Annotated in this window: 15 protein-coding genes; 6 read left to right on the plus strand and 9 right to left on the minus strand. The window is 72.5% G+C overall.

The window, feature by feature from the left end:
• Positions 1 to 255: 255 nt before the first annotated feature.
• The gene (locus tag ACQEVM_RS26325) at positions 256 to 909 is read right to left on the minus strand and encodes a response regulator (protein ID WP_433083003.1); all 654 of its coding nucleotides are present in this window, start codon (positions 907 to 909) and stop codon (positions 256 to 258) included.
• Between the two features lie 244 nt (positions 910 to 1,153).
• Positions 1,154 to 1,975, minus strand: coding sequence for a serine protease (locus ACQEVM_RS26330; RefSeq protein WP_384615677.1), 822 nt, complete (start codon positions 1,973 to 1,975; stop codon positions 1,154 to 1,156).
• Between the two features lie 86 nt (positions 1,976 to 2,061).
• On the opposite strand from ACQEVM_RS26330, the gene ACQEVM_RS26335 reads away from it, so the two are divergent.
• Positions 2,062 to 2,949: a hypothetical protein gene (locus ACQEVM_RS26335; protein WP_433083005.1), complete on the plus strand. Its 888-nt coding sequence runs from the start codon at positions 2,062 to 2,064 to the stop codon at positions 2,947 to 2,949.
• 234 nt (positions 2,950 to 3,183) lie between these two features.
• On the opposite strand, the gene ACQEVM_RS26340 is transcribed toward ACQEVM_RS26335, so the two are convergent.
• From ACQEVM_RS26340 to ACQEVM_RS26355, 4 genes are all read right to left on the minus strand, one after another.
• Complete coding sequence (locus tag ACQEVM_RS26340) at positions 3,184 to 3,444, minus strand: DUF397 domain-containing protein (RefSeq protein ID WP_433083007.1); 261 nt, start codon at positions 3,442 to 3,444, stop codon at positions 3,184 to 3,186.
• Positions 3,404 to 4,252, minus strand: coding sequence for a helix-turn-helix domain-containing protein (locus ACQEVM_RS26345; RefSeq protein WP_433083009.1), 849 nt, complete (start codon positions 4,250 to 4,252; stop codon positions 3,404 to 3,406). Before ACQEVM_RS26345 ends, ACQEVM_RS26340 begins: the two co-directional genes overlap by 41 nt.
• Positions 4,253 to 4,408: 156 nt before the next feature.
• A complete protein-coding gene (locus ACQEVM_RS26350; protein WP_433083011.1) occupies positions 4,409 to 5,317 on the minus strand; it encodes an SDR family oxidoreductase in 909 nt (302 codons plus the stop codon).
• A gap of 1 nt (position 5,318) precedes the next feature.
• The gene (locus ACQEVM_RS26355) at positions 5,319 to 6,083 is read right to left on the minus strand and encodes an SDR family oxidoreductase (RefSeq protein WP_433083013.1); all 765 of its coding nucleotides are present in this window, start codon (positions 6,081 to 6,083) and stop codon (positions 5,319 to 5,321) included.
• Positions 6,084 to 6,139: 56 nt separating this feature from the next.
• Between ACQEVM_RS26355 and ACQEVM_RS26360 the strand changes: the two genes are divergently transcribed.
• Genes ACQEVM_RS26360 through ACQEVM_RS26380 form a run of 5 tightly spaced genes read left to right on the plus strand, consistent with a single transcriptional unit; the run spans position 6,140 to position 10,611 of the window.
• Complete coding sequence (locus ACQEVM_RS26360; protein WP_433083015.1) at positions 6,140 to 6,889, plus strand: enoyl-CoA hydratase family protein; 750 nt, start codon at positions 6,140 to 6,142, stop codon at positions 6,887 to 6,889.
• Complete coding sequence (locus ACQEVM_RS26365; protein WP_433083017.1) at positions 6,886 to 7,767, plus strand: CoA transferase subunit A; 882 nt, start codon at positions 6,886 to 6,888, stop codon at positions 7,765 to 7,767. Before ACQEVM_RS26360 ends, ACQEVM_RS26365 begins: the two co-directional genes overlap by 4 nt.
• Positions 7,764 to 8,513, plus strand: coding sequence for a CoA-transferase subunit beta (locus tag ACQEVM_RS26370; protein WP_433083019.1), 750 nt, complete (start codon positions 7,764 to 7,766; stop codon positions 8,511 to 8,513). Before ACQEVM_RS26365 ends, ACQEVM_RS26370 begins: the two co-directional genes overlap by 4 nt.
• A gap of 3 nt (positions 8,514 to 8,516) precedes the next feature.
• A complete protein-coding gene (locus ACQEVM_RS26375; RefSeq protein WP_433083021.1) occupies positions 8,517 to 9,611 on the plus strand; it encodes an NAD(P)H-dependent flavin oxidoreductase in 1,095 nt (364 codons plus the stop codon).
• A gap of 31 nt (positions 9,612 to 9,642) precedes the next feature.
• Positions 9,643 to 10,611 (plus strand): tyrosine-protein phosphatase, encoded by a 969-nt coding sequence (locus ACQEVM_RS26380; protein ID WP_433083023.1) that lies wholly within the window; start codon positions 9,643 to 9,645, stop codon positions 10,609 to 10,611.
• Positions 10,612 to 10,762: 151 nt separating this feature from the next.
• On the opposite strand, the gene ACQEVM_RS26385 is transcribed toward ACQEVM_RS26380, so the two are convergent.
• The 3 genes from ACQEVM_RS26385 to ACQEVM_RS26395 all read right to left on the minus strand — a co-directional run bounded on the left by ACQEVM_RS26385 (position 10,763) and on the right by ACQEVM_RS26395 (position 14,118).
• Positions 10,763 to 12,427 (minus strand): DEAD/DEAH box helicase, encoded by a 1,665-nt coding sequence (locus tag ACQEVM_RS26385; protein WP_433083025.1) that lies wholly within the window; start codon positions 12,425 to 12,427, stop codon positions 10,763 to 10,765.
• Positions 12,428 to 12,530: 103 nt separating this feature from the next.
• The gene (locus ACQEVM_RS26390; RefSeq protein WP_030707191.1) at positions 12,531 to 12,737 is read right to left on the minus strand and encodes a cold-shock protein; all 207 of its coding nucleotides are present in this window, start codon (positions 12,735 to 12,737) and stop codon (positions 12,531 to 12,533) included.
• 223 nt (positions 12,738 to 12,960) lie between these two features.
• On the minus strand, positions 12,961 to 14,118 hold the full coding sequence (locus ACQEVM_RS26395) for an acetyl-CoA C-acetyltransferase (RefSeq protein ID WP_433083028.1): 1,158 nt from the start codon (positions 14,116 to 14,118) through the stop codon (positions 12,961 to 12,963).
• Between the last annotated feature and the right edge of the window lie 18 nt (positions 14,119 to 14,136).

Raw genomic sequence — 14,136 nt, forward strand, 5'->3', positions numbered from 1 at the left:
CCCGGCGTGGGCGGCTCGCACTGGGCCGGCAGGCAGGGGGCACAGCGGCCCGGGGGCCGGGACTCACACCGGGCCGGGGGCCGGGGCTCACGCAGGCCCGGGGGCCGGGGCTCACACCATGCCGGGGGCCGGGTCGGGGCCCGGGCCGGCGGCCAGGGCTCGTGCCCCGCAGGCGACCAGGGCTCACACGGCACCCCGGCCCGGGGCTCGTACCCCGCCGGCGGCCAGGGCACGTGCCGCGCCGGGGGTCACGCCTCATGCCGCGCCGGCGGCGAGGCCGCTTTCCCAGGCCCACGCGGCGATCTCGACGCGGTTGCGGGCGTCGAGTTTGGTCTGGACGTTGGCCAGGTGGGTCTTGACGGTGGACAGTGAGACGAAGAGTTCGCCGGCGATCTCGGCGTTGGTCTGGCCGCGGGCGAGGCAGCGCACGACGTCGACCTCGCGTTCGGTGAGGGGCTCCGAGGGGCGGCGGGCGGCTCGGGCGGCGGGGGCGTGGGCCATTTCGCGCAGCAGCCGCACGGTGATGGCGGGTGAGACGAGGGAGTCGCCGACGGCGGCGGCGCGGACCGCTTCAACCAGCATGGCCGGGCTCGCGTCCTTCAGGAGGAAGCCGGACGCTCCGCCGCGGAGTGCCGCGTGGACGTATTCGTCGAGGTCGAAGGTGGTGACGATGACGATGCGCGGGACGTCCTGGCCGGCGAGGCGTCGGGTGACTTCGAGGCCGTCGAGCCGGGGCATGCGGATGTCGAGCAGCAGGACGTCGGGCCGGTGGGCGGCGACGGCCGCGAGGGCCTCCTCGCCGTCGACGACGTCCGCGACGACCTCGATGTCCGGTTGGCTTTCGAGGATCATCCGGAAGCCGGTCCTGACCATTTCCTGGTCGTCCGCGATGACCACTCTGATCGTCATGCGCTGCCTGCCCCACTGTCGCCCGCTGCCGATGGTCTCGTCCCGGAGGGATTCGTTCCATGGGACCGGTGCGCGTGGTGTCCCGCAACCGCGCGGCGGGCCGTCGGGAGGGTGCCGCGGGACCGGCACGGCGGCGCGCCGGTCCCGCGATGGTTCGTTCGACGTTACGTGCGCGTGGGGTGGGGCGCCTCGTCCTTCCGGTCGTTTCCCCGCGGCGCGGTTCGGCCGGAAGGACGAGGGTGGGTCAGAGGGTCGCCGCGGCGTTCTTGATGGCGGTGGCGAAGGTGGAGACCTCGGTGTAGACGCCGGGGTAGTTCGGGCGGGCGCAGCCCTGGCCCCAGCTGACGATGCCGACCTGGATCCAGGCGTTGGCGGCGTCGCGGCGGAACATGGGGCCGCCGGAGTCGCCCTGACAGGTGTCGACGCCGCCCTGGGGCAGGCCGGCGCAGATCTCCTCGCCGGGGACGAGGTCGCTGCCGTAGGCGTTCTGGCAGGAGGCGTCGGAGACGAAGGGGACGGTGGCCTTCATGAGGTAGCGCTGCTGGCCGCCGCCTTCGCGGGTGGCGCCCCAGCCGGCGACGGTGAAGGTGCCGTTGTCGTAGGTCTTGGTCTCGGCGATCTTGAGGGTGGGCAGGTTGATGGGCTTGGCGAGTTTGATGAGGGCCCAGTCCTTGCCCTGCCCGTTGTAGCCGGGGGCCTGGAGCACCTTGGTGGACTTGACCTTGACGGCACTGGAGCTGTTGAGGTCGACGACGCCGGCGGTGGCGGTGATGGAGGTGTTGTTGCCGGAGCCGTTCACGCAGTGGGCGGCGGTGAGGACTATCTGCTGGGTGTACAGGGCGCCACCGCAGCCCATGGAGAGGCGGACCATGAACGGGAACTCGCCCTGGGCGGCGCGGGTTCCGCCGACGACGGGGGCCTGGGAGGCGGTGGCGGAGCCGGGCTGGAGGCTGACGGCCGCCAGGGCGACGGCGCCGACGGCGAGGGCGCGCTTGAGGGTCGTGGCAAGGGTGGACACAGTCGACACACTGCCTTTCGTGGGGGGTTGGGCCGTGCGTGTCGTCATCGGGTGAATGACGAGTCCATGACACATCCCCCGTATGGCCGGCATCAAGAAGGCGTTTTCGGACAACTTTCGGCGCGGGGGCCCGCATGACGCAGAACCACGGGCGCGGCAGCCCGATCGAGCACGGATTTCCGCACCTGAACACGGTTCACCGCGCCCTGACGGCTCTCCACCGCCGCCTGTCGTACGACGGGATCCGCGCCTACGACGCCGGCCTGACCGCCGCCGACGCGGAGTTCTCCCCCGACGACGATCCCCACATCGGGGCGCAGCGCGTGGCCCGCGCCGTGGTGCGCGGGCTGCGGCTGCCCGACGCCCGGCTGGTGATCGGCTACCGGGTGATGACGGAGGCGGCCACGGTGGAACTCGGCCCCGGACCCGAGTACTTCGTCGAGGTCAACGAACGCTTCCGCACCCACCGCCGGGACCTCGGCGCGGCGCTCGCCCACGAGGTCGCCCATGTCCTGCTGCACCGCCTGGACCTGCGGTTTCCCACCACCGAGGACAACGAGATCCTGACCGACACCACCGCCGCCTACCTGGGCGCCGGCTGGCTGCTGCTCGACGCCTACCGCGAGGACGAGTTGACGCACCAGAAGCTCGGCTACCTCACCCCGGAGGAGTTCGGCTACGTCCTCGCCAAGCGCGGCGACCTGATCGGCGAGGACCTCTCCACCCGGTTCACCGGCCCCCGGGCGTACGAGGCGTACCAGCGCGGGCGCGCCCTCGCGGCCCGGGACCACCGCCGCGCCCCGCTGACGGCCGCATCCTGGCCGGAACGCCTGCGTTACGCGCGCGACCGCCGGACCGGATCCGCCGCACCGGGGGCCCCGTACCGCTTCGAGGGGCACGCGGACGGGCCTCGGGTCAGCTTCCCGTGCCCGGTCTGCCGGCAGTGGCTGCGGCTGCCGGTCGGCGGGCCCGTCCGGGCCCGCTGCGGGCTGTGCCACACGGTCTTGGACTGCGACACGTGAACCGGCGCCGGCGCTCCCGCATCCGGCCCGGAACCCCGCGCCGGCGGTCTCGGATCAGGTTGCGGACAACATCATGGGCCGCATGCGGTTCAGCGGGTGGATGTAGCGGGTAGTCATACTCCATCGCACGAGAGAAGCTCCGGATCCGACCCCTCGCCAGGGGGCCGGGCCCGGAGCTTCTTTCTCTGTGCGCGGACCCTCCCGACCAGCCGGCCCGCGTCTACGGCTGTGCGCCTACAGGGTCCCGACGAAGGCGGCGAAGGCGGCGTGGCCGACGGTGAAGACGGGGCCGCCGGGGTCCTTGGAGTCCCGCACGGCGACCAGGCAGGGCTGTGAGGCGACCTCGACGCAGTCGCCGCCGGTGGTTCCGCTGTACGACGCCTTGTGCCAGGCGGCGGCGCCGAGGGGGGCGCACTCGACGCATTCGCCGCCGGTGTTACCGCTGTAGCTGGACTTACGCCACCGCGCGCTGGTCAGGTCCTGGCTGATGCCCATATCGTTCCTCCATTACGCGGGTGATCAATGCAACCGAAGCCTCCACGGAGAGAGCAGCGGCCTGCAAGTGAGCGTAACGAAGCGAGGCTTCCTTGACGGTGTCAGGGTTAGCGGTCATGTGCCCCGAGATGAGATCTTCCGCGTAGACGATGTCCGGGTCATGGTCGAACCTCAGAGTGGTGAACGATCCGATCAGGCTTGCGTGTTCACCAGCCGCGAAGGGAAGCACTTGGATCCTCACCCAGCGCTCTTCCTGGAAGCTCAACAAGTGTGCGAGTTGGTGCCGCATGACCTCTCGACCGCCGATGGGCCGGTATAGCGCGGCCTCGTCCAGAACGACCCAGACCATGGGCGAACGCTCCCGGCGCAGGATCCGCTGGCGCTCCATCCGAGCCGCCACCAGGTCGTCCAGATTGTCTGGCAAACCTGTCGTCAACACCGCCCGCGCATACCCCTCTGTCTGAAGGAGCCCGTAAACCATCTGCGCCTGAAACGTGCAGATGTACTCCGCCCGCGCCTCCATCTCCGCGAAAGGCTGGAACCACGTCGGCAACTGGCTCCTCAGCACCAGCCCCACCAGCCGGGAGAACACCCCGCCCGTCACGAGCGCCGCGTCCACCCGGTCCGAGAACGCGCGGGTCGGCACCTTCCTCGCCGTCTCGATCTGTCCGACCAGCGATCCCGCGCAGAAGATGACGTCGCCGAGCTGCCCCTGTGTCAGCCCGGCGTCCTCCCTCAGTCGGCGCAGTTCGGAGCCGTAGTAGTCCAGCGGCGATGCGCTGGGATCGAGGTTGCGGATGTTGACCACGGGCGGTCACCCCCATGCTCGCGCCGTGCGGCGTACGGTCGGGTCCAGTCCGTGGCCGAGCGTAACCACGCCCACGCGCGGAGGTGGCCGGAATCCTCGACTCCCCTCCCTTCGGGGGAAGCAGAGGGGAGGGGAGTCGGGGCGCGCCGCCCCGGACTACCGCGCCCCGTACACCGGCTGCGGTGCCTCCGCCGCCGCCAGGAGCTTCGTCGCCGCCTCCCCCGCCTCCGCCGGGGTCCAGCGCTCGCCGCGCTCCGCCGTCGGGCCGGGCCGCCAGCCCTCCATGACCGTGATCCGGCCGCCCTCGGCCTCGAAGACCCGGCCGTTCACCCCGGCCGAGGCGTCCGAGCCCAGCCACACCACCAGCGGCGACACGTTCTCCGGGGCCATCGCGTCGAACTCCCCCGCCGCCGGCGCCGCCATGGTCCGCGCGAAGGCCTCTTCCGTCATGCGGGTACGGGCCGCCGGGGCGATGGCGTTGACCTGAACCCCGTACCGGCCCATCTCCTGCGCCGCGACCAGTGTCAGGCCGAGGATCCCGGCCTTGGCCGCGCTGTAGTTGCCCTGCCCCACCGATCCGAGGAGGCCCGCGCCCGAGGAGGTGTTGACCACCCGCGCCGCGACGGGCCGGCCCGCCTTCGCCTGTGCCCGCCAGTGCGCGGCGGCGTGCTTGAGGGGCAGGAAGTGCCCCTTCAGGTGCACCCGCATCACCGCGTCCCAGTCGTCCTCGTCCAGGTTGACCAGCATCCGGTCCCGCAGGAAACCGGCGTTGTTGACCAGGGTGTCCAGCCGCCCGAAGGTGGCGACGGCGTCCGCGACCAGCGAGGCCGCGCCCTGCGAGGTGGCGATGTCCCCGCCGTGCGCGAGCGCCTCCCCGCCCAGCGCGCGGATCTCCTCGACGACCCGGGCCGCCGGGCCGTCCGGGCCGGGCAGCCCGTCGAGCCCGACCCCCAGGTCGTTGACGACGACCTTCGCCCCTTCCGCCGCGAAGGCCAGCGCGTGGGCGCGGCCCAGCCCCCGACCCGCGCCCGTCACGATGACCACACGACCTTCGGCAAGTCCCATTTCAGTTCTCCTTGTTGACAGTCGCCGCGTCCAGGAAGGCCGGGCGTTCGCCGCCCCCGTGCACGAGCAGGCTCGCGCCGCTCACGTATCCCGCCCGGTCGCCTGCGAGGAACACCGCCGCCTCCCCCACGTCGCTAGGGTCGGCCAGTCGCCCCAGCGGCACGGTCGCGCCGACCGCGGCGAGCCCGGCCTCGTCCCCGTAGTGCAGGTGCGACAGTTCGGTGCGCACCATGCCGAGGACGAGCGAGTTGACCCGTACCTCGGGCGCCCACTCCACGGCCATCGACCGGGCCAGGTTCTCCAGGCCGGCCTTGGCGGCGCCGTAGGCGGCCGTGCCGGGTGAGGGGCGGGTGCCGCTGACGCTGCCGATCATCACGACCGAGCCGTGCGACTCCCGCAGCCACGGGTAGGCCGCCAGCGAGGCGGTCAGGGGGGCCAGCAGGTTCAGTTCGACGACCCGCGCGTGCCGTTCGGCGTCGCCCTCCCCGAGCAGCCGGTAGGGGGTGCCGCCCGCGTTGTTCACCAGGCAGTCGAGCCGCCCGTACCGGCGTGCGGTGGCCGCGAAGAACTCCGTCACGGCGGCCGGGTCGCGCAGGTCGAGCGCCGTGAAGGCGGCCGTGCGGCCCGCCGCGGCCACCGGTTCGTCCGGTGGCCGGCGGGCGCAGACGAGCACCTCCGCGCCGGCCGCGAGGAACGACCGCGCGATGCCGGCGCCGACGCCCCGGGTTCCGCCGGTGACGACGACAACCCTCCCGTTGAGCTCCATCGGCTGCTACCTTCCTCACCTAACAAATGTTTGGTGGAAAGGTAGCTGATCCGCTCATGGGTGTCTCCACCTCCGGCCCCGACAAGGGCATCGCACTCGTCACCGTCGACTTCCCGCCCGTCAACGCCCTCCCCGTACAGGGCTGGTACGAGCTGGCCGACGCCCTGCGCGCCGCCGGCCGCGACCCCGACGTCCGGTGCGTCGTCCTCGCCGCCGAGGGCCGGGGCTTCAACGCGGGCGTGGACATCAAGGAGATGCAGCGCGACACCGGCCACGACGCCCTCATCGGCGCCAACCGGGGCTGCTACGAGGCGTTCGCCGCCGTGTACGACTGCGAGGTCCCCGTCGTCGCCGCCGTGAACGGCTTCTGCCTGGGCGGAGGGATCGGCCTCGTCGGCAACGCCGACGCGATCGTCGCCTCCGACGACGCCGTCTTCGGGCTGCCGGAGCTGGACCGGGGCGCCCTCGGCGCGGCCACGCACCTGGCCCGTCTCGTCCCCCAACACCTGATGCGCGCCTTGTACTACACCTCGCGGACCGTGGGCGCCGCCGAACTGCACGCGCACGGTTCGGTGTGGAAGGTGGTCCCGCCCGCCGGACTGCGGGCGGCGGCGCTGGAACTCGCCGCGGAGATCGCCCGCAAGGACGGCCTGCTGATCCGGCTGGCCAAGGCCGCCATCAACGGCATCGACCCCGTGGACGTACGGCGCAGCTACCGCTTCGAGCAGGGCTTCACCTTCGAGGCCAACCTCAGCGGGGTCGCCGACCGGGTCCGCGACACCTTCGGAAAGGCGGGCGAGGCATGAGCGGACGAGACAGAAGCGGCACGTCGGCGTCGGACAAGGTGATGTCCCCCGAGGAGGTGATCGGGCGGCTGCGCAGCGGCATGACCGTCGGCATCGGCGGCTGGGGGTCGCGGCGCAAGCCCATGGCCCTGGTGCGGGCACTGCTCCGATCCGAGATCGCCGATCTCACCGTGGTCTCGTACGGCGGCCCCGACGTCGGCCTGCTGGCCGCCGCGGGTCGGATCCGCCGGCTCGTCACCCCCTTCGTGACCCTCGACTCGATCCCGCTGGAGCCGCACTACCGGGCGGCCCGCGAGCGCGGCGCCTTCGCCCTCACCGAACTCGACGAGGCCATGTTCATGTGGGGGCTGCACGCCGCCGCCAACCGGCTGCCCTTCCTGCCCGTCCGCGCCGGCCTCGGCTCCGACGTCATGCGGGTCAATCCACAGCTGCGGACCGTCACCTCCCCCTACGAGGACGGCGAGGAGTTCGTCGCCGTCCCGGCGCTGCGCATGGACGCCGCGCTCGTACACCTCAACCGCGCCGACCGCCTCGGCAACGCCCAGTACCTGGGCCCCGACCCGTACTTCGACGACCTGTTCTGCGAGGCCGCGGACGTCGCGTACGTCTCCTGCGAGCGGCTCGTCGAGACCGCCGAGCTGTCCAAGGCCGGTCCGCCCCAGTCCCTGCTGGTCAGCCGGCACTCCGTCACCGGGGTGGTGGAGACCCCGAACGGCGCGCACTTCACCTCCTGCGTCCCCGACCACGACCGCGACGAGCCCTTCCAGAAGCTGTACGCGAGCACCCCCTGGCCCGAGTTCGCCGCCCGGTTCCTCTCCGGCGCGAGCGAGCACGACTACCAGTCCGCCGTGCGGACCTGGCACGAGGAGCAGCAGTGAGCGCAGCGTCAGAGGCCACCGCGGGCGTCAGTCGCGCCGAGTACTGCGTGATCGCCTGCGCCGAGGCCTGGCGGGGCGACGGCGAGGTGCTCGCCTCCCCGATGGGGCTCATCCCGTCCTTCGGGGCCCGTCTCGCGAAGCGGACCTTCTCCCCCGACCTGCTGTTGACCGACGGCGAGGCCACGCTGGTCGGGCTCGACGGGACGCCCGAGGGCTGGCTGCCGTACCGCCGTCACCTCGCGATGGTCACCGGCGGCCGGCGGCACGTGATGATGGGCGCGAGCCAGATCGACCGGTACGGCAACCAGAACATCTCCTGCGTCGGGGACTGGGAGCGGCCGACGCGCCAGCTCCTCGGGGTGCGCGGGGCCCCCGTCAACACGCTCAACAATCCGGTGAGTTACTGGATCCCGAGGCATTCCCGTCGGGTCTTCGTGGAGAAGGTCGACATGGTCTGCGGGGTCGGGTACGACCGCGCGGAGGCGGCCGGGGCGACCCGCTTCCACCGCCTGCCGCGCGTGGTCAGCGATCTCGGGGTCTTCGACTTCGCCGGCCCCGACCACGCCATGCGCCTGGTGTCCGTGCATCCGGGCGTGAGCGTCGAGCAGGTCCGGGAGGCCACCGGTTTCGAGCTGACGATCGCCGGCGAGGTCCCGTCCACGCGGGAGCCGACGCCGGAGGAACTGCGGCTGATCCGCGAGGTCGTCGACCCCAAGGGGCTGCGCGAGCGGGAAGTGCGGGTCTGACGGATGGAGACGGCATTCACCAGGCTGGTCGGGGTCCGCCACCCGATCGTGCAGACGGGCATGGGCTGGGTGGCCGGGCCCCGACTGGTGTCGGCGGCGGCGAACGCGGGGGCGCTGGGGATCCTGGCCTCGGCGACGATGACGACCGGGCAGTTGCGTGCGGCGATCCACGAGGTCAAGGCCCGTACGGACGCCCCGTTCGGGGTCAATCTGCGCGCGGACGCCGGGGACGCGGCCGAGCGGGTGCGGCTGATCGTCGACGAGGGGGTCCGGGTCGCCTCGTTCGCGCTCGCCCCGTCGAAGGAGCTGATCGCCCGCCTCAAGGACGCGGGCGTGGTCGTCGTCCCCTCGATCGGGGCCCGGCGGCACGCCGAGAAGGTCGCCGCCTGGGGCGCCGACGCGGTGATCGTGCAGGGCGGCGAGGGCGGCGGGCACACCGGGGACGTGGCCACGACGGTGCTGCTGCCGCAGGTGGTGGACGCGGTGGACATCCCGGTGATCGCGGCGGGCGGCTTCCACGACGGTCGCGGCCTGGTCGCCGCGCTGTCGTACGGGGCGGCGGGCATCGCGATGGGCACCCGTTTCCTGTTGACCTCGGACTCCACCGTCCCGGACGCCGTCAAGGCCGAGTACCTGAAGGCCACGGTCAAGGACGTCACCGTCACCACCGCCGTCGACGGGCTGCCGCACCGGATGCTCCGCAGCGAGCTGGTCGCCTCCCTGGAGCGGGCGGGCCGCGCGCGGGCCCTGGCCAAGGCGGTGCGGCACGCGGCCGGCTTCCGGAAGCTGTCGGGGCTGTCCTGGTCGCGGATGGTGCGCGACGGCCTGGCGATGAAACACGGCAAGGACCTGTCCTGGAGCCAGGTCCTGCTCGCCGCGAACACCCCCATGCTCCTCAAGGCGTCCATGGTCGAGGGCCGTACGGACCTCGGCGTCATGGCATCGGGCCAGGTCGCGGGCGTGATCGAGGACCTTCCGTCGTGTGCGGAGCTCGTCGCCCGGGTCATGGCCGAGGCCCACACCGTGCTGGACCGACTGCACGACCTCAACCCCCCGCGCCCCCCGCACTCGCTCGGCGCCCTGCCGCCGGCAGGGTGATCCCCCTTCTCCGTTACAGGAGTCGCCCCAGATGAGCCGTGCCCGAATCCGCCTGGCGGCCGCCGCGCTCGCCGCCGCGCTCGCCGCCGCGACCCTGCCCGCCGCCGCGCACGCCGCACCGTCGCCCGGCGCGGCCCCCGGTTCCGCCGCAGCCACCCGTACCGCCGCAGCCGCCGCTTCCGTCGGGCGGCACCGCGCTTCGGCGGAAACGATCCGTCAGATCCCCCTCCAGGGCGCTGTCAACGTCCGCGACCTGGGCGGGTACCGCACCTGGACCGGTGGACAGGTCCGTCAGGGACTGGTCTACCGCTCCGACGCGCTGGGCAAGCTGACCGCAGCCGACCTCACCACCGTCTCCGGGCTCGGTCTCCGCAAGGTCGTCGACTTCCGCATCCCGATGGAGGTCCAGTACGACGGCGCCGACAAGCTGCCCGCCGGACTCCTCCCCACCGCCCGGCCCGTCAGCGACCTGGGCCTGTACGCGACCCTGGTCGGGGCGATAGCCAGCGGGGACCCCGCGACGCAGGAGCAGATGCTCGGCGGCGGTCGCGCCGAGGCCTACATGCGCGACATCTACCGCACGTTCGTGACGAGCCCCGAGAACCGGGCGCAGTTCGCGACCACGCTGAGGGAGATCGCCGACGGCGGGCAGGGCCCGCTGCTGTACCACTGCACCTCGGGCAAGGACCGCACGGGCTGGATGAGTTACGTCCTGCTGCGCGCGCTCGCCGTGCCCGAGGACACCGCCGAACGCGACTACCTCGCCTCGAACACCTTCCGCGCGGCGTACGACGCCCAGGTGCGGGCCGGCCTCAAGCAGTCGGGCCGGATGCAGAACCCGGACCTGCTGATCCCGCTCCAGGAGGTCCGGCCGGACTACCTCGCCGCCGCGACCACCCGCATGGAGGCGGACTACGGCGGCTTCTACGGCTACCTCACGGACGGTCTCGGCCTGGACCTGCGGACCCTCGCCAAGCTCCAGGCCAGGATGGTCCGCTAGGTCCTGTCGTCGAAGTGGCGCGGGCCAGGCGAGACTTCGACGACAGGGCCTGGCGGGGGGTCCGGAAACGACGGTACGCCGGGCGGCGCGTGTTCCGTGCCGCCCGGCGTACCGGTGTGTTCGTCAAGCGAAGGGTCGGGCTCGGGAAGGGTCAGGAACCCGCGCGCCCGGCCGCCGGACGGCCGCCGCCGGAGCGACGACGCGCGGCGGGAGCGCCGCCGGTGCGGGCACCGCCCTGGCCGCCGCCCTGACCTCGGGAGCCCGCCGGGGCGCCCTGGCCGCGTGCGCCGGGCTGGCCGGCCCCGCCCTGGCCGCCGGAACGGGCCCGCCGCGAACGGTCGCCGCCGCCCGCGGTGGTGGAGGCAGGGGCACCGCCCTGGCCGCCGCCGGAGCGACGACGCGCGCCGCCCCCGGTGGAGCCGCCGCCGGAGCGGCCGGCGCTGCGCGGCTTCGGCGGGGTGGGCTGCGGCACGTCCAGCACCACGGGGACGCCCGAGGGCTCCTTGGCGCCGGTCAGCCGGGACAGTTCCGCGTCGGAGGACTTGATCTGCGCGGTGCGCGGGGAGATCCCGGCGTCCGACAGCAGCCGGGTCATGTCGCGCTTCTGGTCGGGCAGCACCAGGGTGACGACGCTGCCGGACTCGCCGGCGCGGGCGGTGCGGCCACCGCGGTGCAGGTAGTCCTTGTGGTCGGTGGGCGGGTCCACGTTGACGACGAGGTCGAGGTCGTCGATGTGGATGCCGCGGGCGGCCACGTTGGTGGCGACCAGCGCGGTGACCTCGCCCGTCTTGAACCAGTCCAGGGTCCGGTTGCGCTGCGGCTGCGAACGGCCGCCGTGCAGACCGGAGGCGCGGACGCCGTCCGCGAGGAGCTTCTTGACCATGCGGTCGACCCCGCGCTTGGTGTCGACGAACATGATCACCCGGCCGTCGCGTGCGGCTATGCGCGTCGCCACGGCCTTCTTGTCGGTCTCGTCCATGACGTACAGGACGTGGTGCTCCATCGTGCTGACCGCGCCGGCGGACGGGTCGACGGAGAAGGCGACCGGGTCGTGCAGGAACATCTTGACGAGCTTGTCGATGTTCTTGTCGAGCGTCGCGGAGAACAGCATGGTCTGGCCGTCGGCCTCGACCTGCTTGAGCAGCGCGGTGACCTGCGGCATGAAGCCCATGTCGGTCATCTGGTCGGCCTCGTCGAGGACCGTGATGGAGACCTGCGAGAGGTCCGCGTCACCGCGGTCGATGAGGTCCTTCAGCCGGCCGGGGGTGGCGACGAGCACCTCGGAGCCGCGGCGCAGCGCGCCGGACTGGCGGTTGATCGACATGCCGCCGACGACGGTCGCGATGCGCAGGTTGACGGCCGTGGCGTACGGGGCCAGGGCGTCGGTGACCTGCTGCGCGAGCTCGCGGGTCGGTACGAGGACCAGCGCGAGCGGCTGCTTCGGCTGCGCGCGGCGACCGGCGGTGCGGGCCAGCAGTGCCAGGCCGAAGGCGAGGGTCTTGCCGGAGCCGGTACGGCCGCGGCCGAGCAGGTCACGGCCGGCGAGCGAGTTCGGCAGCGTGGCGGCCTGGATCGGGAACGGGTCGGTGACGCCCAGGGCGGCGAGGGTCTTCAGCAGCGCCTCGGGCATGCCCATGTCCTCGAACGCGGCGACCGGCGGCAGGGCCGGGGTCAGCGGTTCGGGCATGGTGAATTCTTGGGGCCTGGCCACGGGGGCGGACTTCTGCCGTCCCGCGCCAGCCTTCGGACGTCCCTGAGCCGCACCTCGACCCCGGGTGGGGCGGCGGCTGGGTCGTGCGGAGCTGGAGCTGGTCATGCGAGAAAGCCCTCCTGAAACCGGCAGGTAAAACAAACAGTCGAAACAGCAGACAAGCCGGGGCCCGCACCTTCACGGTGCGGACCCCGGCGTGCTGATGACGTCAGTTGGCGGGGAGGATGTTCTCCGCCTGGGGGCCCTTCTGGCCCTGGGTGACGTCGAAGGACACGCGCTGGCCCTCCTGGAGCTCACGGAAGCCCTGGGTGGCGATGTTCGAGTAGTGGGCGAAGACGTCCGGGCCGCCACCGTCCTGCTCGATGAAGCCGAAGCCCTTTTCCGAGTTGAACCACTTCACGGTGCCAAGTGCCATTTGAATCTCCTGAATAGGCGGCAAGGGCCCCATCCGGAGATCCCGGTAAAAACAATTAAAGCGCCTGTCGGAGCATTCCCGTCAGGCGCACATAAAGTTCATGGGTACCACAACTGCAACGAGCTCTAAGCTAGCACACGTCGGCGCAACCGCGCCCCCGCGGGTCCCTGACCTGGCCCCGGAGCGCCTGAGCGCCCCGGAGCGGGTCCCGTTCCCGAGGGCCTCAGAGCCGCTCGATGATCGTCACGTTGGCCTGGCCGCCGCCCTCGCACATCGTCTGGAGGCCGTAGCGGCCCCCGGTGCGCTCCAGCTCGTGCAGCAGGGTGGTCATGAGCCTGACGCCGGTCGCGCCCAGGGGGTGGCCGAGGGCGATGGCGCCGCCGTTGACGTTCACCCGATCGGGGTCCGCGCCGGTCTCCTTCAGCCAGGCCAGCACGACGGGGGCGAAGGCCTCGTTGATCTCCACGAGGTCGATCTCGTCGAGCGACAGCCCCGTCTTCTTCAGGGCGTGCGCCGTCGCCGGGATCGGGGCGGACAGCATCCGGATCGGGTCCTCGCCCCGTACGGACAGGTGGTGGATGCGGGCCCGGGGGCGCAGGCCGTGTTCGGCGACCGCCCGCTCGGAGGCGATCAGCATCGCCGCGGCGCCGTCGGAGACCTGGGAGGAGACGGCCGCCGTGATGGTGCCGCCCTCGACCACGGGCCCCAGGGCGGCCATCTTCTCCAGGGTGGTGTCCCGGCGCGGGCCCTCGTCCACGCGGACGTCCCCGTACGGCACGATCTCCCGTTCGAAGCGTCCCCCGTCGATGGCGCGCAGGGCCCGCCGGTGGGAGCGCAGGGCGAACTCCTCCATGTCGAGGCGCGAGATCCCCCACTTCCCGGCGATGAGCTGTGCGCCGTGGAACTGGTTGACGGGAGCGTCGCCGTACCGGGCGCGCCAGCCCTCCGATCCCGCGTACGGGCCCTCGGTGAGGCCCAGGGGTTCGGCGGCCTGCCGCGAGGCGAAGGCGATCGGGATCATCGACATGTTCTGGGTGCCGCCGGCGACGACCAGGTCCTGGGTGCCGGACAGCACGCCCTGCGCGGCGAAGTGGACGGCCTGCTGGGAGGAGCCGCACTGGCGGTCCACCGTCACCCCGGGGACCTCCTCGGGGAGGCCGGCGGCGAGCCAGGCGGTCCGCGCGATGTCGCCGGCCTGCGGCCCGACGGTGTCCAGGCAGCCGAAGACCACGTCCTCGACGGCGGCGGGGTCCACCCCGGAGCGTTCCATCAGGGCGCGCAGGACGTGGGCGCCGAGGTCGGCGGGGTGCACGCCGGCCAGCCCTCCGTTGCGTCGCCCCACGGGGGTGCGTACGGCGTCGACGATGTAGGCCTCGGGCATCGGGACTCCTCTGGTTCG

This window comes from Streptomyces sp. CA-243310 (genome assembly GCF_050936775.1).
GTDB lineage: Bacteria > Actinomycetota > Actinomycetes > Streptomycetales > Streptomycetaceae > Streptomyces.

What these genes read in the sequence shown, in the direction of transcription:
- ACQEVM_RS26380 (WP_433083023.1), top strand. Translation starts at nt 9,643, where the DNA reads ATGAGCCGTGCCCGAATCCGCCTGGCGGCCGCCGCGCTCGCCGCCGCG.
- ACQEVM_RS26335 (WP_433083005.1), top strand. Translation starts at nt 2,062, where the DNA reads ATGACGCAGAACCACGGGCGCGGCAGCCCGATCGAGCACGGATTTCCG.
- ACQEVM_RS26390 (WP_030707191.1), bottom strand. Translation starts at nt 12,737, where the DNA reads ATGGCACTTGGCACCGTGAAGTGGTTCAACTCGGAAAAGGGCTTCGGC.
- ACQEVM_RS26375 (WP_433083021.1), top strand. Translation starts at nt 8,517, where the DNA reads ATGGAGACGGCATTCACCAGGCTGGTCGGGGTCCGCCACCCGATCGTG.
- ACQEVM_RS26365 (WP_433083017.1), top strand. Translation starts at nt 6,886, where the DNA reads ATGAGCGGACGAGACAGAAGCGGCACGTCGGCGTCGGACAAGGTGATG.
- ACQEVM_RS26350 (WP_433083011.1), bottom strand. Translation starts at nt 5,317, where the DNA reads ATGGGACTTGCCGAAGGTCGTGTGGTCATCGTGACGGGCGCGGGTCGG.
- ACQEVM_RS26385 (WP_433083025.1), bottom strand. Translation starts at nt 12,427, where the DNA reads ATGACCAGCTCCAGCTCCGCACGACCCAGCCGCCGCCCCACCCGGGGT.
- ACQEVM_RS26355 (WP_433083013.1), bottom strand. Translation starts at nt 6,083, where the DNA reads ATGGAGCTCAACGGGAGGGTTGTCGTCGTCACCGGCGGAACCCGGGGC.
- ACQEVM_RS26325 (WP_433083003.1), bottom strand. Translation starts at nt 909, where the DNA reads ATGACGATCAGAGTGGTCATCGCGGACGACCAGGAAATGGTCAGGACC.
- ACQEVM_RS26330 (WP_384615677.1), bottom strand. Translation starts at nt 1,975, where the DNA reads ATGACGACACGCACGGCCCAACCCCCCACGAAAGGCAGTGTGTCGACT.
- ACQEVM_RS26360 (WP_433083015.1), top strand. Translation starts at nt 6,140, where the DNA reads ATGGGTGTCTCCACCTCCGGCCCCGACAAGGGCATCGCACTCGTCACC.
- ACQEVM_RS26395 (WP_433083028.1), bottom strand. Translation starts at nt 14,118, where the DNA reads ATGCCCGAGGCCTACATCGTCGACGCCGTACGCACCCCCGTGGGGCGA.
- ACQEVM_RS26340 (WP_433083007.1), bottom strand. Translation starts at nt 3,444, where the DNA reads ATGGGCATCAGCCAGGACCTGACCAGCGCGCGGTGGCGTAAGTCCAGC.